Raw genomic sequence first — 19,771 nt, 5'->3', positions numbered from 1 at the left:
AATTGCCGTCGGCCTTCCGGAAAAGCGGACTAAACTTTATAAAATCCGGGTCGGTTGAACAGGGTTTTCCAGAAGAACCGCAGAAAGATACCAACCTGCTTCGTAAAAGCCCACTGATTATCGAGTTCAGCCCACGGAAGCCGCCGGTTTCGGAGGTTGACGGCCATCTTCCAGATAAACACAACCGGAATCATCAGCACATAATGCCCTATCAGAATCAGATACGCACCAGCGCCATACTGTTTCCGCACCCAAAGCAACTGCGACACCTGCACCTGTGGTTTAAAGCGGTTGATATGCGTTACTACGTGCTGTTGATTGTCTTCGTTGCTGCCATATTCCAGATGAACAAACTTTTCGTTTTGCAGCAACAAAAGTCGGCCCTGTTTTCCCAGCCTATACCCCCATTCCACATCTTCGCCGTACATGAAAAAACTCTCGTCCAGTAACCCTGCTTTTTCAATAACCGAGGGCCGGGTCATCAGGAAAGCCCCCGACAACCACTCCACCTGGTTGGGGTCGGCGTAGTGCGGGTCGGGCATGAGCCAGTACAGAAACTTATCGGCTGCCACGCCACCGGGCAGGATGTAAAACGCCCGGCGCATCTGCCCGAATGTCGTGTACAGATTGGGGCGCACCTGCCTGTTGGCCTGCAACTGAATCGCGCTTACGGCAGCAACGTCGGGCTGGGTATCCAGCACCCGTACGCAATGGCTCAATACATCATCCAGCAGGAGCGTATCCGAGTTGAGGAGCAGAATGTTCCGACCCTCTGCCTGTCGGATACCCAGGTTGTTAGCCCGGGCAAAGCCGGCATTGTAGCCCATATCGAACCAGCGTACAGTTGGATAAGCTGCCTGAACAATAGCCTGACTGGCATCTCCAGACTGATTATCGACGATTAGTACCTCGAAACGTATGTCAGATGTGTATTGACAAACCGACTTCAGACAATCCAAAATGAGCTGGGGCGTCTTGTAGTTGACAATGATGATACTTAAATCTGGCAAGGCAGCAGTTGAAGTAGTTTGAGCAGCAAAGGTAAGGAGTTCTCTTCCGTCAGCGGGGGAATTAATTCCCCCGCTGACGGAAGAGAAGCGAAACTGGTTTGTTGTTGGCCGATGCGTGGTGTATTGGTTAGTCACTCCAAGCGAAAAACTGTATACTTCAATAAAGAACCCACGTATCCTTACCACCCCCACCCTGTGAGGAGTTCACGACCAGGGACCCTTTGCGAAGGGCTACCCGTGTTAGTCCTCCCGGAATGACGCTCACCGTATCACCATACAAAATGTAAGGCCGGAGGTCCACATGGCGACCTTCGGCGTGGCCATCGACCAGACACGGCACCCGTGAGAGCGAAATAGTGGGTTGAGCGATGTAATTACGCGGATTTTCCTTGATTTTCTGCCGAAACAAATCGTGTTCTTCCGGGGTAGCTTTGGGGCCAATCAGCATGCCGTACCCACCCGCTTCGTTTGCTTCTTTTACCACCAGTTTTTCAATATTCTCCATCACGTACTTACAATCTTCTTCTTCCCGGCAGATGTAGGTTTGCACGTTGGGAATGATGGCTTCTTCGTTCAGATAGTACTTGATGATTCGTGGCACATAGGCGTAAATCACTTTATCGTCGGCAACGCCGGTACCGGGGGCATTGGCCAGGGCAACACGCCCTCTTTTATACACCTCAAAAATGCCCGGCACCCCAATCATCGAATCGGGATTGAACGCTTCCGGGTCCAGGAACGTATCGTCGATGCGTCGGTAAATGACATCGACAATCTGAAATCCTTTGGTCGTGCGCATTTTAACATACCCACCCGATACCACCAGATCCCGGGCTTCCACCAGTTCTACCCCCATTTGCTGGGCAAGGTAAGAATGTTCGAAATAGGCAGAGTTATAAATACCCGGTGTTAATACCACCACAGTTGGGTTAGGCCGGTCGGCAATGAACTGGAGCATCTGGAGCAGCCGCATCGGGTAATCAGATACGGGGCGAACACCCGTCTGGGTCAATACTTCGGGAAATGTCTGCTTTATCAATTCCCGGTTTTCCAGCATATACGACACCCCCGACGGACAACGAAGATTGTCTTCGAGCACCATGTACTGTCCATCATCACCCCGAATCAAATCCGTACCGGTTATGTGGCACCAGATACCTTTAGGAGGCTTCACGCCCAGACAAGCAGGTAAAAATGATTTACTGGATTCAATCAGGTCACGCGGCACGATGCCATCGTTCAGAATTTTCTGATCGTTGTACACATCGTCCAGAAACATATTGATTGCCTTGATACGCTGAATAAGACCGGCTTCCAGCTGATTCCATTCTGCCGACTCAATAACGCGGGGAATAATATCAATCGGCATAATCCGTTCCGTACCTTCTCCTTCCGAGTACACATTGAACGTAATACCCATGCTCATCAGCGCACGTTCGGCCGCGTGCTGCCGCCCCACAAGGTCTTTTCGGGTCATTTGTTCCACCCGTTGCTGAAAGGGTGCATACCCTTCCCGAACCTGCATTTCGGTGGCAAACATCTCGTCAAAGAAATTATCGGTCTGATAATCCTCGAAGGAAAAGTTAGCCGAAGACTGACCCTGCGACTGGGTCATGCCTTTGAGCGATTGGGATTGCGATTGGCGGGCGTTTTGTTTTTTCATGGAACAATATATGTACAGCCGGCAAAGATGCCAAACACTCTTTTGAATTGTGTGGTATTATGCAAATAAAAAGTAATCCTGTACCGGATGAACTCATGATTGCCCAGTTTGTCGCTGAGGCACACTGAACTCGTTCGCTACAACGATTTTTTCACAGTTAAAGGACGCCTGACTGCGTTATTTAGTTGCGACAGGGCGCGAAATATTTTCCGTCAATTGTGTTTCCTGCTACACCAAAATGTGCTTTTCACGTCGCACCTGCCCCACCGTCCGTTACCTTTGCCGTATGGCATTTATTCAGACTGATACCTTTACCATTCGCGGCTACGAGTGCGATGCATCCGGGCGAATGAGCGTTCCGGCATTAATGAATATGATGCAGGAATCGGCCAACCGGAATGCGCTCGATTACGGCATCGGCATTGCCGATTTGGCGAAACGGGGCGTTGGCTGGATGCTCATGCGCTTTCAATTGCGGATGCACCAGTACCCGCGCTACGGCGAGACTATTCGCGTAGTCACCTACCCAACGGAGGTGGAAAAGTACTTTATCTACCGCGACTTTCGGATACTGGCGGAGGATGACACGCTCCTCGCCGAAGCAGGTAGTACGTGGCTCGTTTTCAGCATCGAAAAACGGTCGATGGTGCCAATGCCCGATTTTATTCGCAGCCTGAATCCCCCGGCTGGCCTGACGCACTTACCCAAACTGCCCCACAAACCAGACTTTCAATCAACGCCTTTTACGCCAACCAAAACGAAAGAAAGTGTAGTAGGCTGGCTAAGTATCGACCAGAATCAGCATGTAAACAACGTGGCGTATGTGGAATGGCTACTCGAAACCGTTGATAATGAAACACTGGAAACGAAAAAATTGACCGAAATTGATTTAGTTTACCGGACTGAAAGCCACTGGCAGGATTCCGTTCAGATACAATCTGCCGTTGAAACCCCGCAAACGTTTCTGCATCGGATTATTCACACCGAATCAGGTAAGGATGTCCTGCTGGCCCGCAGTCGGTGGGTAACAGATTGATGGCTTCTGAACGACAATAGTATGATAACTACTTCCCGGCAAACAACCCTCGATACCGTACTGAACGGCCTGATGCGCCGGTACAGCGAACGCGTACCTGACGTGCAGCACGTGTTCGATGCCATGCTCGATGCCGGTATCATTCAATCGGCGGGCGACGTTGAGAATGACCACATTGCCTTCCGTACAATGGGCGTCCCGAATCTGGGGCTGGCTTCGTTCGAGAAAATATTCCTGCATTACGGCTACGAACGCCGGGATGAGTACAACTTCATCGAGAAGAAATTAACGGCGTACTGGTACGCACCGCCGGAACCACACTACCCCCGCATCTTCGCCAGTGAACTCCGCGTCGATGACCTGTCTGCCGAAGCAAAGCGAATTATTCACCGCTATACTGCTACCGTCACCAGCGATCCGGTCGATGCGCTAAACCTGGACGATGGGGAAGCGGTCGACCGTTTTCTGCATCAGCCACTCTGGGAGACCCCTACTCTGGCCGACTATCAGGCGTTGCTGCGCGAAAGTGAATACGCAGCCTGGGTGATTTATAACCGGTATTACCTGAACCATTTCACCATCAGCGTGCATAACCTCAAGCCGGGCTATAACACCATCGAGGAATTCGTGCAGTTTCTGGAAAATCGGGGATTTCGGCTCAACTCGGCAGGGGGCACCATCAAAATCAGCCCGGACAAAAATTTACGACAGGCGTCGACCGTGGCACAACTGATTGACGCTGAATTTGCCGGGGCTCCAGGGTCGCCTGCCGATTTTGCCCGGATTGCCAGTTCTTACGTTGAATTCGCCGAACGGCGGGTACTGCCCCAGTTTCAGTATTTGCCCGCCAACCAGCTTACCCGGCAGCACCGGCGCGAAGGGTTTGAAACGGGTAATGCCGACAAAATTTTTGAAAGTACGTTTACGACCCAAACGGGTAAATAGTTGATACAATCTGGTTTACCGTTTACTATTGACCAATGTCACCAGTCACCGTACAATACTAGCCTGATTCTGCTAATGAAAAACGTATATCTCCTCACCTTTCTGTTGCTGGGCAATCTGGCTACGCTGGCTCAGAAAGCCGCGCCCGTTGGCATACAGTTGTATAGTTTCCGTGACCAGTTTGCCAAAGATGTGCCGGGCACCATGGCGAAAGTAAAGCAGATGGGCTTTCGGGAGGCTGAAATTGCCGGAACGTACGGACTTAGTTTAAGCGACTTCCGAACGTTACTGGACAAGAACAATATCAAGGCCATCAGTACCGGAGCAAGCTATGAGGACCTGGACTCCAACGTGCCAAAAATCATTGCTGAAGCCAAAGCACTGGGGGCTAAATATGTCGTTTGTGCCTGGATTCCGCACGCTGGCGATGCCTTCACCATCTACGATGCGGATCGGGCTGTGGACGTGTTCAATACGGCGGGTAAACTCCTGGCCGACAACGACCTGACCTTCTGCTATCACACCCACGGCTACGAGTTTCAAACCTATAAAGACGGGACTTTCTTTGACTATCTGGCCGAAAATTTTGACCCAAAATCAGTCCATTTCGAGATGGATGTTTTCTGGGTAAAAATGCCCGGCTACGACCCGGTGGCTTTGTTGCAGAAGTACCCAAAACGGTTTGCGCTCATGCACCTCAAGGACCGCAAACCCGGCACACCCGATAGTCAGAATGGCCGTGCCGACGTAGAATCGAACGTAACGCTGGGTAAAGGCGATGTGGGCATTACGGCCATAATGAAACAGGCCAAAAAATCGGGAGTGAAGCACTTTTTTATCGAAGACGAATCCTCGCGCTCCATGGAGCAGGTGCCGCAAAGCCTGGATTTCCTTCGGTCGTTATAACAGCCGTTTCAACATCCCGAACGGCACTTTCTCTCATCAGGCGGCTTCCAGGTAGGCATAAACCTGCCTGGCCAGTTGCTCAATATCATTGGGCTCATGGAAGGCACTAATCACGATGCGGGTATTGGCCCGGTCGGCCGCTGTTGGGTACGCGAATGAGTAAATGCAGATACCTTGCTGAAGCAGGTAAGGGTATAAATCATCCTGCTCCGTAAAAAAAACTGGATACCCATTGGCGTGTTGAAATAGGCCCGTTGGCAGTAATAATTCTTCTGCCAGACGAATGGTTGTACGAAGTCGTTCCCCTGCTTCGTCATACACACTATCCGCCTTCATGAAAGCCGACAAACAGGCGGGGGGCATAGGGGAGCAGGCACCAAAAAAAGCGGTTTTACGGATTTCGTCTATCGTTTCTCCATCACTGAACACAGCGCCACCCGGCAACCCCATCGCTTTAGCCAGTGAAGCCGTAACAACCAGCCTGACGTTCGGTTTCTTCGGAATTTGCGGCCAGATACCCCGCCCGTTAGTCAACACGCCCAGCCCGTGCGAATCATCTACAACGAGGGTAATAGCCCGGTCGTCGGGTAAGCTTTCGACCCAGTCGAAGTCAAAGTAGACCGACCGAACGGCATCGAGCGAATTGACCAGAATGGCTACGGGACCAGCAGGGAGGTTCGCAAGTTGGTCGGTTACCTGTGCCCCCCAATCCCTAAATGCCAACGTGGGCAGACTCACAACCGGCTCATGCCAGAGTGCCGGGTGTGTATGGGAGCCGTAAACAATAGACATACCCTGCCCCCGCAACCAGTTAATGACGACCTGCCCCGCCATCATACCTGATGATAGCGTCAGGGCTGCGAATTTATCCGTTAGTTTATCGGTAACGAAAGTAGCCAGTTTCGCTTCGGCTTCCTCGTAAATGCCAAGTCGTACGTTTCCGTTGCGCGAACTGCCAAAAACAGTACCATACTGGCGAGTGGCGTCAATCATCAACTGCTGAAAAACCGGATTCTGCGGCAGACCCAGGTACGCCGTACCGCTGAAAAAAAGGTATGATTTACCGTTGTGCTCGATGGTGCGGCCCGGAAGGTGATTGATCGTAAAAATTGACTGTTGCCCTGGCTCGCTCATCCTTCCGCCTTTTCATACGGGACCAACTGCACACCCGTTCCATTTTCGGTTGCGTACACCACCCGGCCATGCTCGAAGGTGACACCCGTTGCGGGGTCGTTAGCAATGAGCATGGCCCCGTCCAGATCGGCATAGTCGAGGAGTGGCAGCAACTGGGCAATGGCCGAAATGCCTACACTCGATTCGGTCATGCAGCCGACCATAACCCGTAAATTCAATTCGCGGGCGCGGGCAATCATGCGTCGGGCGGGGGTCAGACCTCCGCACTTGGTTAACTTAATATTTACGCCGTGAAAACAGCCCGCGCACCGGTCGACGTCTGATTCGACGATGCAGCTTTCATCGGCGATAATGGGCAATGCCGATTGCTGATATACTTTTTTAGCCCCTTCCCAATCGTTGGCCGGTAAGGGTTGTTCGATAAACTCGACGCCTAAATCGCGCAATTGGATTGATTTTGTAATGGTTTCCTCCACCGACCAGCCACAATTAGCATCGACCCGGAACACGGCGCCGGTATGCCGCCTTAACGCCCGAACGAGGTCGATATCCTGGTCCGGTCGGCCGAGTTTTATTTTGTAGAGTGGCCAGGGGCATTCCTGCATTTTCTCCACCATTCGCTCCGGCGTGTCGAGTCCGATGGTGTAATCGGTGAGGGGGCTTTTTCCGGGATCGAGTTGCCAGCGTTTGTAGAGCGGCTGGCCCAGCTTTTTGGCCCACAAATCCCAGGCAGCCTGATCGAGGGCACAAAGCGCAAACGGGTTATCTGCCAAATGGGGGTGCATGGTAGCCCAGAATTGCTCCGGATCGGCTACATCATCGGCTTCAATCAAGGTACGAATGGCTTCCAGCGACGCAACCATGCCCTCAATCGTAATGCCATAATAGCGGGTAGCCGTAGCTTCGCCAAAACCACTGAACCGGCCATCGCGAAGCTCGACAATCAGCGTGGGCTGTACATCCCGGCTGTCGTGAGCAATAGTAAACGTATGCTTCAGGCGAAGATCGACCCGGTGGAAAAGCAACTGCATGGATCTGGCGATTTCCCACAAAGATACCCCTCATTTTGGGATACCTATAGGTCGATCAGGCCAAGACGCAAGGCTTCCAGTATCATACCCGTCTTACTTTTGACATTCAGTTTCTGGAACAGAACCTCCCGGTAGCCGTCTACTGTTCGGAGTGCTACGCACATTTTGTCAGCAATTTCTGCGTAGGTCAGGTCACTACAGGCTAGTTTAAGGAACGCACGTTCGCGTTCGTTGAGGAATGGTTTGGAAGCCAAACCATTTTTTTCTCCGGGAGCCAAATTACGGATGAGCTTATTGGTCAGAAACTCGGAGTAGTGAAATCCTTTTTTACTGACATCATCCAGGGCCAGCCGCAACTCCGACGGGCGGCATCCTTTCAGCAAGTAACCCCGAACGCCAAACCGAACCATTTTGGCCACGTCTTCTTCCCGGTCGAACATGGAAAGAACAATTATTTTTACATCGGGGTGGTGTTGCTGCAAATACTCTGCGGTTTCGAACCCGTTCATTTCGGGCATGTTGATATCTAGCAGCACTATATCAGGAATCTGCTTTCGATTCAGGTGCCGGAGTAAATCCCGGCCATTTTCCGCAACGTACAGCACGTCGTAGCCCTCAATTCTCTGAATAAGATCGGACAGGGCCTGAGCCAGCAGGCTATGGTCATCAGCGATAGCAATGGTTGTGGTCATGGTTTGTAGGGCAGGTTAGTAATGGAGCGGAAAGGTAGCCTGTTAACCTACTGGCGTCAATACCCCAATCGGGGTATTTTTCACTGGGCAGACGGTTGTGGCAGCGTAATAGAAACACGCGTTCCGGCACCCGGCCGGGAGTCGATAGTGCAGGTTCCGCCCAATAGCTGGGCGCGCTGACGTAAATTATGCAACCCTGACCCTGACTGACTTAATTCACGGGCGGCCACTTTCGTCTGGTCGAAACCTTGTCCGTCGTCCAGTATTCTAAGGGTAAAGGTATCGGGTTGGTAATCAGCTTCGATGGTGAGGTTTTTGGCACGGGCATGTTTCAGGGCGTTATTAAGCGACTCCTGCGCCATTCGAAACAGAATAATCCCAACTTCGTCGCCAAGCGCGTAGGGTTGCCCCAACACCCGCAAACTCGTCTGGTAGCGGCCCGTTTGCCGGATTCGTTCCAGCTCAAGGTTTAGGCTTTCGGTTAACCCGAAGCGTTTCACGGTGCTTTTATCCAGCGTCTTACTGAGTTGCCGCACCGCCGTAATGGTTCCTTCTATACTCTCCACCATACGCCGTACCGCCGATTGATGGGTCGACTGAGCAAGTTCTTCTTCCAGACCATTCAGGTGCAGCATGGCTACTGACAGCATCTGTCCAATGTTATCATGCAGTTCCTGCCCCACGTATTCGAGGGTCTGGTTCTGCGTTTCGAGTTGTGACTGAAGGAGTTCCCGCTGGTAGGTTTCTTTCATTATTTCACGTTCATGAAAAGTTTCTCTCCGCCGACGATAATAATATATAATAAAACTTATACTAAAGATCGCCATCAATATCAAGACAACACTACCAGCTATAGAAGCGATTAGAACGTCTCGTAATGAGTTATTCGACATAATTGCTTAGTATAGTAGACATTGCAGTGACTAACCCAATAGTCAGGTAAAGTATAAAGCTAAATGGAAATGTAGCATAATAAATCATGGAGGCTAATGTTTTATTACTAATAATGAAATAATCAATTAGACCGATTGTAAAAAAGGTGCCAGTGAAATAGATAAGTATGGCTACTATAATCCAGAAAGTAGGATCTTTTTCTGGTTGATATAAGTCCTCTCTTTTTAATATATTTTGAAAAAAAATAAAGCACCAGTAAATAACGAAAGTGCTTTCAATCATGTAGGTAATTGAATTATTATGAGTCAGCGGCTGCCAATATACAGTACTGATAACCACTATTATTACATATATAAATACTGAAATTTTTATATTGTCTTGTATGGTTCGGTTCCCGAGAGTAAGATAAAATATAAATGCAATAGAAGCATATTCAACAGGAGCGTATAGATGATAAAGGTATAAATTATTACTATCATCGGTACCCTTTATATAATCGGATATAAACTCAACCAGAAAATCACTTACCACCAGAAATAATAATGGTCGTAAGTGATTTGGCAATCTACTATATTTAATTATTATAATAAATATATCTACGATTAGAATCGTAAGGTAGACTTGATTTAATATTGAAATATTTCTTAGCCAGACCATATTTCCCCAAGAGAGGCAAGGCAACTATCTACCTCTTCTCCTGTTCGATATTTTTAATTTATTACGGCAACAATATATTACCTTGATTTCGTAGAGTACAGGGCGGATTACGACAATCAAAATTACTCATATCATTACTGGCCATGAATGCGTGTTCGTCCTTCATTAAATCGGTAACTATACCATCCGCGTCATGTCGTACTGGTACAATCAATGGCCAAATATCACCTGAGCCATCTAATGTTTCCTTTGTCAGGTAAATGCGTACACCGGTACAATCTGGATAGCTATCCGTAATTTTTCTAAGTGCCTCTTTGTTGATGGTAGCGGCCAAAAAAAACTCATCCGACTTCATATTTTTACCGACCATGTAGTCAATGTAATTTTTAACCTGAGCCTTTAATTCTGTAATCGTTAGCTTTTCCGAGGACATGATAGAGTGGTTTAAAATTAGTGTTGTTAAGTTAATAAGATTATTAACTAGTTAGCAAATGACCAATTTCTACCACCCAAATTAGATATTTGATAATCAGACTATTACTTACACACAGTTACTGTATTCGAGTAAAAATACGGGAAAATCCCCGTATTCGGCACCAGCCTTTCCCCAGCCCAGTTTGGTGGCATCTCCCCTACCGGAGCATTAAGTCAATCAGCAACTTTGTAACGTCGTTTCTATCCACCCCACTTTCCTGATGTCAGTTCCGCCGGGCCATTGTCCGGCGGTCTGTTTTTGTGGCATATCAAGCATCCTTAATTGGTCCCTACTTTATGATAACCCACTTACTGATAGGCGCTTATAAAAAAGTTTGTTAGGAATTAAATCCAATCACCACGACAAAGCCGTAAGTCTTCCCGTTGATCGACACAAGTAGTAACCTATTGAGTAAAGAGTTTAACCATTTTAAAAAAAGAATAACGACAATGAAGACGTTCAAATTCACGTTTGCTATACTTAGTCTGCTGGCTATCAGCCAGGTATCATTTGCCCAGGAGAAAACAGTAATGGTTGGTGGTGCCGCGATGTACCCATCTAAAAATATTGTTGAGAATGCTGTAAACTCGAAAGATCACACGACGCTGGTAGCAGCTGTAAAAGCAGCTGGTCTGGTTGAGACACTGTCGAGTGCTGGTCCATTCACGGTGTTTGCCCCAACGAACAAAGCGTTCGACAAACTGCCAAAAGGTACTGTTGAAACACTTGTGAAGCCGGAAAGCAAAGAAACGCTGACCAAGATTTTAACCTACCACGTTGTAGCGGGTAAAGTAAGTGCGGCCGACCTCATGAAAATGATCACCGATGGCGGTGGCAAAGCTGAACTTAAAACCGTTGAAGGTGGTACGCTAACGGCCATGGTAAAAGGCAAGAAAGTAGTATTGACAGATGCCAAAGGTGGCACATCGACGGTTACGATTGCCGACGTAAATCAATCCAACGGTGTGATTCACGTAATCGACACGGTTCTGATGCCCTAATTGGCTTCTCTGATTTATTCAACCCTATAAAAACGCCCGACCAATGCTGGTCGGGCGTTTTTGCGCTTCAATGGTTGTCACTATCAGATAACGCTTTTACCACCGATAATGAACCGGGTTTTTAATGTAGGTATCGTACACTTTTTTTACGGAAGTTATCTGCTCTGATGAAGGAGCCGACCGTTCTGATGCCTGTACATTCGAGATGAGGTGGTCCGGCTTCGAGGCACCCGGAATAATGCAGCTTACAGCATCAAAAGTCAGAATCCAGCGCAGAGCATCGGGGGCCAGATTAGCATCGCCAGGAAAAATAGTTCGCAGCTCATCCACGGCAGCAAGGCCCGTTTCATAGTCTACTCCCGAAAACGTTTCACCCTGGTCGAAGGCTGCGCCCTGCCGGTTAAAATTCCGGTGGTCATCGGCCGAAAAACTAGTATCTGGGCTGAACTTGCCCGTAAGCATTCCACTGGCCAGCGGCACCCGCACAATGATGCCAACGTTTCGTTTTGCGGCTTCTGTAAAAAACAGTTCGGCTGGTCGCTGCCGGAACATATTGAAAATAATCTGTACCGTCGTCACGTTCGGGAATTCGATGGCTTTCAGCCCCTCTTCCACTTTTTCAACGCTGACACCCAGATGCTGAATTTTGCCTTCCTCCTTCAATCGGTCGAACAGTTCAAATATTTCTGGTCGATAATAGACATCGGTTGGTGGGCAGTGAAGTTGAATCAGGTCGAGGGTTTCCAGGCCCATGTTTCGCAAACTATCTTCCACGAAAGCCCGAAGTACAGAGGGCTGATAAGCTTCGTTGGTGTGCGGCTGCAACCGCCGACCACACTTGGTAGCAACGTAGATTCGCTCGGAACGCGAGCGAACCAGCCGCCCAACGGCTTTTTCGCTTTCGCCATCGCCATACACATCAGCCGTATCAATAAAATTAATGCCTGCATCCACGGCATCGTTCAGAATCTGGTCGGCATTGGCATGGCTAAAGGGTTCTCCCCATTTGCCTCCTACCTGCCAGGTACCCAAGCTGATTTCAGAAATAGTAAAGCCGGTTTTACCCAGTGTTCGATAATTCATACAATTGAGTAAGTAAAAATTGATAATTCGTTGTGTAGAAAATGGCCCTACCTATAGTTTAATCCCAAAGCGTTCACCCAGTTCTTCCAGACTTTTTATGACGGGTTCAACCACGGGAATACCGTTGGCCATCCGCTCTGCTTTCATCATCCGCTCCGGGTCGCCGGGAATTAACACCTGCTTCCCTTCAACGGCTTTAGCCTGCCGAAACCGCTGAATCCAAGTATCCATGTGCGTTTTAAACTCATCGGCGGGCCGGAAAGCGTCAATGCGCATGGCCCCGAAAAAATGGCCGGTACCTACACCCACACCTTCGTTGGCCTGCATAAAGCCGGCTGTAGCGAAGGGTGGTACCCAGGGACCATAATTTGCACCGGACAACACACCCGAAAAAATATCGACAATCGCACCCAGCCCGTACCCCTTGTGCGAACCATGCTCCCGGTCGGTACCAAGGGGTAGTAAGGCACCCCCATTCCGAATGGCATTGGCATCATTGGTAATTTGACCAGTGGCATCTTGTGCCCAACCCGCCGGTATGTCCTGACCTTTCCGCTGCAAAATTTCCAGTTTTCCATAGGCTACGGCTGTCGACGCGAAATCGGCCAGAAAAGTAGGCTCGGTAGCGGCCGGCACAGCTACGGCAATGGGATTGGTGCCGAGCATCTTCTCCAGTGAAAACGTAGGGGCCACCAGCGGGGCCGCGTGGGTCATGGCCTGCCCAATCATATCGTGTTCCGTGGCCAGCAACGCATGATACCCCGCAATGCCGAAGTGATTGGAGTTTCGCACCGCTACCCAGCCCGTTCCGGCTATCCTGGCTTTGTCAATGGCTACCTGCATAGCCCAGGGGCCAACAACCAGGCCCAGCCCCCGGTCGCCATCCACTACTGCCGTCGATGGGGTTTCGTGAACGATGCGCATCTGGGGCTGCGGGTTAATCCGTCCGAGGTCATAGAGCCGGACGTAACCCGGCAAACGCGCTACGCCGTGCGAATCGACCCCTCTAAGGTCAGCACTGACCAGCACATCGGCAGCCAGGCGGGCATCGGTTTCGGAACAGCCGATAGCGCTAAAAATCTGTTCGGTAAACGTTCGGAGTTGATTGGCAGTCATCATGCCCGCAAACTTAGCTAACCGGGAGCGAATGGGTTAAATTTTTCTGAAAAATAGGCTATCGACTGTGTTTTTCATGTTATTGGAGAATCTACTCTCCATTTACTATGAAGTTGACCCTTGCCTTCCTGTTCGGTATTATCTTTTTATGCTCATTTAGCAGCACGGTTTTCGCCCAGCCGCGTGACACGCTCACGACGGAGCAACTGCTACAACGAAAAGGAACGGCCTACACGGCTTTGCTCCGACCATCCCGATACCTGGCCCTGGATGTACTTCACGCGCCTGGCGGTTTCCACCGCTATCGTTTCTTCGTTGGTGACGAACTACATTTCAAAGCACGAGGGGAAAAATACAACGAGCAGCTTTACGAGGTAACGGATAGCACGTTCAGCATTCTGATGGCTAATGAAGTCATGAATCGTGACGAGCCGGTAACCTTCCGGCTTGATGAAGTGGAGAAAGTGTTATTGCACCGCCGTATTCCGTTCGTGACGGCGGCTGGAACCATTTTTCCCATTGCGGGTGGGGTTTATCTGTTAGCCGATGTCGTAAACAATCGGGGATTTTATAGTAATACCCTCCCCGTCGTGGGCATACTGGCGGGCAGTGGCCTACTGTTTCACCTCATCAGCAACCCGCACATACAGATAAACAAAAACCACCGGCTTAAGGTGTTGCGTACGTATTGATAAGCTGGCTTAACAATACGTAATCGGGTAACGTAATTTACGTTAAGTTTGCCCGTCAAAATAGGTCAAAAATCACGACTATTATACGATGGAAAATCGTCCACCCACCGAGCTAACCGGTCCCTTTACTAATGATGAACGATCCTACGCCATCGACGTACTGAAAACGACGCAGGCCGACCTCCATCAGTCGCTCGAAGGCTTATCAGACTACCAGCTTTCTTACAAACCCAGTGCTGAGCGGTGGTCTGTTGCTGCCTGTGTCGAACACATTGCCCTGGTTGAAGGTCGTATTTTCAAGGGCGTTCAATTCGGTATGGAAACCCCGGTTAACCGGGAAAGACGAGCCGAAATAAGTGTGTCGGATGTGGATGTTATCAAAGCGATGCGTAGCCGAAAGAATGCCCGGCTGGCTCCGGCTGGTACTGAACCAACGGGTCGGTTTGGCGACGCTGCGGGCGCACTACAAGCGTTCGATAGGGTGCGCAATGCCGTAATTGACTTTGGTCAAAACACGCAGGAAGACCTGAGGTCGCACTACTTCGACAATAAGATTTTTGGTACGATTGATATTTTTCAGGCTTTACTAATGATGGCTAACCATTCGGAGCGACACCGCAAGCAGATTGAAGAAATCAAAGCAGATACCGAATTTCCGCGATAGCGCCTGAAATTCTGGTTGCCAGTTTCTACATAAGTTACTCCTTTGTATTTTTAAGAAATAATTAATCCTCACTGTAACCCATCACGTCTGAAGCCAGCACTGGCTTCAGATTATTATCTCTGTAGCTGATCCAGCTCCGATAATCCTCATTCCAGAAGCCTAAAACGCTTTTCCAGCTTGCATCGCTCAAGCCTGTTTTTTTCAATCTGCTTTCTTCAACGGCAACCTTGCGCCTGCGCCAGGAACAGCACCCGCTGTACTCTTCCCATTTTAGCAGTCTCATCCTGTTAGTCCATCAGGGACTTAACCCGGCTCCCTTTTTCTGTTAATATGGAAATACCTCCTCTTATATGACTTATTATCAATAACTTATATAGTAAGGTAAATAACAAAACCTACGGCTGAATTCCGGGACTAGTTAGTAAATGCTGCTACTATAAAAAATATTATATATAGCATTAGTAGTTTATTTTAACTTTCCCTTTGTTGATATACTTAAACATCTACTTTTGTAATAAAAAAAGATGTTTAGTTACAATATACCGCTTAATCAACAGTGACTAGCCATGGTAATGCTAACCAAGCGAGTAAGGTAATCAGCCACGACCAGACGTACACCGAGGGTACCTTTTTAATGCTTCACTTTATCGTTCTCATCTATAATTTTTCAAACTACCAATTTATGAAAAAATGTTTCTACCTGATTAGTTTTCTGGTAAGCAACCTTGCCTGGGCACAAACCAACATGGTTGTTACCAACACCACCGCCGACGCTGTTATGGCAGGGAACTACAATCCAGCCAGTTATAACTCCGGAATCAATGCGTTACCATCTACGATTGCGGCTGATCTTAATCAGTCTATTTCCGCCGATTCACTAAAAACCTACGTCCGGAAGTTAGCATCGTTCACCAATCGAAATACCAGTAGTATATCCAACCCATCGACCATTACTGGTCTGGGAGCTGCTAATAATTGGGTAGAAGCAAAATTCAGGCAACTGAGTGCCCAGCGTAATAACCGGTTGCTGGTTTCCCGAATGAATTTTACCGCCACTGTCTGCTCATCGACAAAGACGTTTAACGAAGTATTCGCCGTTTTGCCGGGTACCGACCTGACCGACAAGTCAATTATTATTGTAGAGGGACACATGGATTCCCGTTGCGAAAGCAACTGTGATGTAAACTGTAATGCGCCTGGTGTTTCAGACAATGCCACTGGTTCGGCACTGGTACTGGAAGCAGCCAGGGTTTTATCGAAATATAACCTGAAGGCCACCGTCGTGTTTCTGCTAACGGTGGGCGAAGAACAGGGGTTGTATGGCAGTACCGCATTTGCCAATTATTCGTACAGCAAAAGCCGTAGCATCCGAATGGTTCTGAATAATGACATTGCCGGTACTACGCTTTGTGGTCCCTGCTCATCATCGCCATCCTGTGCACCGGGGGATGTGGCCACCAATAGCCTGCGGATTTTTTCGTACGGCAGTACTAACTCCATTCATAAGCAGTTAGTCCGCTTCGTAAAGCTGGAATACGGAGAGCAAATAAAGCCAATAGCGGCAGTACCGATGACGATTAACATTATGAGTGCCGAAGACCGGACCGGCCGCTCAAGTGACCACGTCCCTTTCCGGAGCAAGGGCTACGCGGCAATGAGAGTTATGTGCCAGAATGAAAATGGCGATGGGTCGGGCAGTTGCGGTATCGTTCACACGGTTAAAGACAATGAGCAGATTGACACCAACAATGATGGTATCCTGGATGATTTTAGCGTCGATTTCGATTATTTGACCCGCAATGCGGTTATCAATGCCAATGCCATTGCCATGGCTGCACAATCCGTTAAAGCCCCTACCAGCTTTACCGCAAAGTACGTTAGTCCGAACAAAATTTCACTGACCATCACGGACGCTACCAATGCCCCTGCTTACCGGGTGGCTCTGCGTTCGGCTACCAACGACTGGGATTCGGTGTATACGGTTACCGGCAAAACTCCTTCGGTTATTTTTGTTGGCAATGGCAGCACCGTACGGTATGTTAGTGTAGCCTCCGTGAATACCAATAGCGTAGAAAGTCTCTTTTCGGGCGAACTATCCGTTACGGTACCCGCTACCACCCCTGCAACGAATATGGTGGCAGGGCTCAATTATATGGATCAGGTGTTAAGAACACCAGCATCGCCGATAAAGGGAATAGAAATTCTCCGAAACTACCCGAATCCATTTGATGAATCGACCTATGTCGTGTTGAAAAATGAGGCCGACCAGCAATTCGACGATGCTTACCTAACCATCAGAAAAGGCGATGGGACATTGGTCGAGAAAAGAAAAATCCAGATTAAGTCGGGTCTTAATGAATACCTGTTCGACTATAAAAATGAGGGCCGGATAGAAGTGTTCTACTATACATTTGAGGCTAACAATCAGGTTATTGCTACCAATCGAATGATGATGAGACAGTAAAATCCATTCTGTTCCGTGTGCCAGGGCCTTTTTCAGCAAGCTATCATGCTACTGGGAAAGGCCCTGGCATTTTAATGGTACCGGTCGCCCAAAAGTATCCGGAATACCCTCTATCTACCTTCCTTTCTGACTGCGTGACCATTTTTTTGCTGGTCGACAGGTAATGGTAAGAGAATGGACTTTTCTGGTTAGCAATACGCACAAACGATGGTGTAAACAGCTTTTATAAAAACTGGTTTACATTTGCCTTATGTCCGACTCAATCGCCAATCTACAAGCCGACTGGAATCGGCAATATAAACAGCGTACTGACACCTATCAGTCCGGTAAGCTGTCGTTTATACCAAATCTGTTGCCGCAGACAGCCGTACAGTTTACGGTGTACCAAACGCTCGACATGCTACATAAGCGACTGGGAAATGACGTGCTGCGAAAGGCATTGAATCCAGCCGAAACCGTTGAAAGTCCGGCCAGCCAATACGCTGATGGGTCGTGGCTAAAGAAAAGCAACATGATTGGGGTCAATGTACGGACTATTGGCTCCTTCTGGAAGCTTATCAATTATACCCTCACCTTACCCGCCTGCCATGACAGTATTCACCTATTGCCCATCTGGGAGCCGGGCGTAGTCGGTAGTTTATATGGCATGGTAAGCTGGCAGATAAACCCGGAGTTTTTCGACGTGTCGCTGGCCAGTTTCGTTCCCGCGCTCGATTCGGTTGAGAAGCAGTTGAAAGTCGTTACAAACCTGATTCATGCCCTGGGTCGAACCATTGGTATGGACGTTATTCCGCACACCGACCGTCTGTCGGAGATGGTACTGGCTTGCCCATCCTTATTTGAGTGGGTCCAGCGGGGTGTTAAGCAGGGAAAACCTGCCGAATTGATCGATCATTCCAGCTATGTTTACCGATACGTAGAAGAAGCCATCTGGCAGTTTCTGAAATTTCACGGGGCGGCCGATACTAGCCAGCTGACATTTACAAAAGACACTTTTTTCTCGACGGATATTGCCATTTTGACCGACGAGCAACGCTTGCGTATACTATTTGGCTACCCAAACGACCACGGCGGCCGACTGAATCGGCGGCTGGCTCTTATCAGGCATCTGGTGGCGCAGGGATTTGAAACCCTGCCCATGACGATGGCTCCACCCTACCGGGGTATCCACATTGATCCGACTGATTTTGTGCTGGATGGTTTTGGACAAACCTGGTACCAGTACGCGTTCAATAAGCCAGAGCCTATGTCGCGGGTGTTTGGCCCTTTGGCGCGCTATCGGTTTTACGAATCAAAAGATAATAATCAGCATTGGGAGTTGGACTTCGACCGACCCAACGTACCCGCCTGGGACTACATCTGCCGGAAAGTGTCCGACTGCCAGCGCACGTACAACTTCGATTTCATGCGGGGTGATATGGCCCACGTCCAGATGAGACCGGGTGGCGTACCTGCCGCAATAGGCGACTTTTACGACCCGTTACGGGCCATCAAAAAATACGTTCAGGCAAATGGCGTACCCCATTTCGCCTTCTTCGCCGAAACCTTCCTGGCTCCCCCAAACACGATGGGATACGGTAATGAACTCGACCACCTGGATGCTATCGAAGCCGATTCGACCCTGGGAGACTTACAGTCGCTCGTGGTTGGATCGAAAGAATTCAAACGCCAGTTTGCTGATTATTATACTTACCTTAAAACACGCCGGTTCGCCCCCAACTTTACGGTGATGACAGCCGATAAAGATGACCCTCGTTTCGACGAGTTTTACCGGACGGGTAATCTATTTCGCTACTTCACGGCCCTCTTCCTAACCGATATGCCCAGTTACGTAGGGCTTGGCTTCGAAGTACGGAACCTGCACGAACAGCGGGGAGCCAATGAAGAATACACAAAACTGTATGTATTTAGAATAGAGGACGAACGGCAGCCCGACAAAGTAACGCATGGCCCTTTCGTATGGGGGCAAAACGCCGACCAGTTCGTGGTTATCTCACGAATGCGCCAGTTTGCAGAGCGTATCTGGCCGGATATTGCCGGTAAAGAAACAACCTGTCTGATACCCCCCGGCAGCACAAGAAAATACATTGTCTGGAGGCTGGCAGCCTCAACAGAGGAATCTGTTCCTAATTACGCTTTTGCGGCCAGCATGACAGGGGAGTTACCGAAGAAAATAGCGGGAATCCCGGCAGGCGAAATTGTTTTTGAGGAAAGCGGCTGCCGCGTTTATGCGCTCCGGTAATCAGGTCGCATTGCGAAATTACTTAGTCGGCCCCTACAAGGCCTCTGGTTTAAAAAAGTATCTCGG

At 49.1% G+C, this 19,771-nt stretch carries 17 protein-coding genes; 8 read left to right on the top strand and 9 right to left on the bottom strand.

Going from position 1 to position 19,771, the window contains the following annotated elements; genetic code table 11:
- Nucleotides 1–29: 29 nt before the first annotated feature.
- Nucleotides 30–1,010: a glycosyltransferase gene (locus B156_RS0102295; protein ID WP_018617995.1), complete on the bottom strand. Its 981-nt coding sequence runs from the start codon at nt 1,008–1,010 to the stop codon at nt 30–32.
- A 157-nt stretch (nt 1,011–1,167) separates the two neighbouring features.
- Nucleotides 1,168–2,673 carry a circularly permuted type 2 ATP-grasp protein gene (locus B156_RS0102290; protein ID WP_026260542.1) on the bottom strand — a complete coding sequence of 502 codons (1,506 nt, stop codon included), beginning with the start codon at nt 2,671–2,673 and terminating at the stop codon, nt 1,168–1,170.
- A 286-nt stretch (nt 2,674–2,959) separates the two neighbouring features.
- Here B156_RS0102290 and B156_RS0102285 point away from each other — a divergent pair, with 286 nt between their 5' ends.
- The 3 genes from B156_RS0102285 to B156_RS0102275 all read left to right on the top strand — a co-directional run bounded on the left by B156_RS0102285 (nt 2,960) and on the right by B156_RS0102275 (nt 5,560).
- Nucleotides 2,960–3,709 carry an acyl-[acyl-carrier-protein] thioesterase gene (locus tag B156_RS0102285; RefSeq protein ID WP_018617993.1) on the top strand — a complete coding sequence of 250 codons (750 nt, stop codon included), beginning with the start codon at nt 2,960–2,962 and terminating at the stop codon, nt 3,707–3,709.
- A 21-nt stretch (nt 3,710–3,730) separates the two neighbouring features.
- On the top strand, nt 3,731–4,654 hold the full coding sequence (locus B156_RS0102280; protein ID WP_018617992.1) for a DUF1338 domain-containing protein: 924 nt from the start codon (nt 3,731–3,733) through the stop codon (nt 4,652–4,654).
- 75 nt (nt 4,655–4,729) lie between these two features.
- Nucleotides 4,730–5,560: a sugar phosphate isomerase/epimerase family protein gene (locus B156_RS0102275; protein WP_018617991.1), complete on the top strand. Its 831-nt coding sequence runs from the start codon at nt 4,730–4,732 to the stop codon at nt 5,558–5,560.
- Between the two features lie 36 nt (nt 5,561–5,596).
- Here B156_RS0102275 and B156_RS0102270 read toward each other — a convergent pair whose 3' ends face one another.
- The 5 genes from B156_RS0102270 to B156_RS0102245 all read right to left on the bottom strand — a co-directional run bounded on the left by B156_RS0102270 (nt 5,597) and on the right by B156_RS0102245 (nt 10,401).
- Nucleotides 5,597–6,694 carry an aminotransferase class I/II-fold pyridoxal phosphate-dependent enzyme gene (locus B156_RS0102270; RefSeq protein ID WP_018617990.1) on the bottom strand — a complete coding sequence of 366 codons (1,098 nt, stop codon included), beginning with the start codon at nt 6,692–6,694 and terminating at the stop codon, nt 5,597–5,599.
- Entirely contained in the window at nt 6,691–7,725 is a 1,035-nt protein-coding gene (locus B156_RS0102265; protein ID WP_018617989.1) for a dipeptide epimerase, read from the bottom strand. The genes B156_RS0102270 and B156_RS0102265 overlap by 4 nt, the downstream gene beginning before the upstream one ends.
- A 44-nt stretch (nt 7,726–7,769) precedes the next feature.
- Nucleotides 7,770–8,417, bottom strand: a complete 648-nt coding sequence (locus B156_RS0102260; RefSeq protein ID WP_018617988.1) for a response regulator transcription factor — start codon at nt 8,415–8,417, stop codon at nt 7,770–7,772.
- An 80-nt stretch (nt 8,418–8,497) separates the two neighbouring features.
- Nucleotides 8,498–9,169 (bottom strand): sensor histidine kinase, encoded by a 672-nt coding sequence (locus B156_RS0102255; protein ID WP_018617987.1) that lies wholly within the window; start codon nt 9,167–9,169, stop codon nt 8,498–8,500.
- A gap of 860 nt (nt 9,170–10,029) precedes the next feature.
- Entirely contained in the window at nt 10,030–10,401 is a 372-nt protein-coding gene (locus B156_RS0102245; RefSeq protein WP_018617985.1) for a hypothetical protein, read from the bottom strand.
- A gap of 491 nt (nt 10,402–10,892) precedes the next feature.
- Between B156_RS0102245 and B156_RS0102240 the strand changes: the two genes are divergently transcribed.
- Entirely contained in the window at nt 10,893–11,444 is a 552-nt protein-coding gene (locus tag B156_RS0102240; RefSeq protein ID WP_018617984.1) for a fasciclin domain-containing protein, read from the top strand.
- A 96-nt stretch (nt 11,445–11,540) separates the two neighbouring features.
- Here the strand turns inward: B156_RS0102240 and B156_RS0102235 are convergent, their stop codons facing one another.
- Both B156_RS0102235 and B156_RS0102230 read right to left on the bottom strand, forming a co-directional pair.
- The gene (locus B156_RS0102235) at nt 11,541–12,527 is read right to left on the bottom strand and encodes an aldo/keto reductase (protein ID WP_018617983.1); all 987 of its coding nucleotides are present in this window, start codon (nt 12,525–12,527) and stop codon (nt 11,541–11,543) included.
- Between the two features lie 51 nt (nt 12,528–12,578).
- Entirely contained in the window at nt 12,579–13,646 is a 1,068-nt protein-coding gene (locus tag B156_RS0102230) for an Ldh family oxidoreductase (protein WP_018617982.1), read from the bottom strand.
- Nucleotides 13,647–13,750: 104 nt separating this feature from the next.
- Between B156_RS0102230 and B156_RS0102225 the strand changes: the two genes are divergently transcribed.
- The 4 genes from B156_RS0102225 (at nt 13,751) to B156_RS0102205 (ending at nt 19,705) form a co-directional block, all read left to right on the top strand.
- Complete coding sequence (locus tag B156_RS0102225) at nt 13,751–14,335, top strand: hypothetical protein (RefSeq protein WP_018617981.1); 585 nt, start codon at nt 13,751–13,753, stop codon at nt 14,333–14,335.
- Nucleotides 14,336–14,423: 88 nt separating this feature from the next.
- Nucleotides 14,424–14,999 (top strand): DinB family protein, encoded by a 576-nt coding sequence (locus tag B156_RS0102220; protein WP_018617980.1) that lies wholly within the window; start codon nt 14,424–14,426, stop codon nt 14,997–14,999.
- A 682-nt stretch (nt 15,000–15,681) separates the two neighbouring features.
- Nucleotides 15,682–17,463: a M28 family peptidase gene (locus B156_RS0102210; protein WP_157626891.1), complete on the top strand. Its 1,782-nt coding sequence runs from the start codon at nt 15,682–15,684 to the stop codon at nt 17,461–17,463.
- 250 nt (nt 17,464–17,713) lie between these two features.
- Nucleotides 17,714–19,705, top strand: a complete 1,992-nt coding sequence (locus B156_RS0102205; protein ID WP_018617977.1) for a hypothetical protein — start codon at nt 17,714–17,716, stop codon at nt 19,703–19,705.
- Nucleotides 19,706–19,771: the final 66 nt, after the last annotated feature.

The sequence above is a fragment of the Spirosoma luteum DSM 19990 genome (genome assembly GCF_000374065.1).
Classification (GTDB): domain Bacteria; phylum Bacteroidota; class Bacteroidia; order Cytophagales; family Spirosomataceae; genus Spirosoma; species Spirosoma luteum.
Note: the sequence above shows the minus strand (reverse complement) of the source record. Positions and strands in the feature narration are given on the sequence as shown.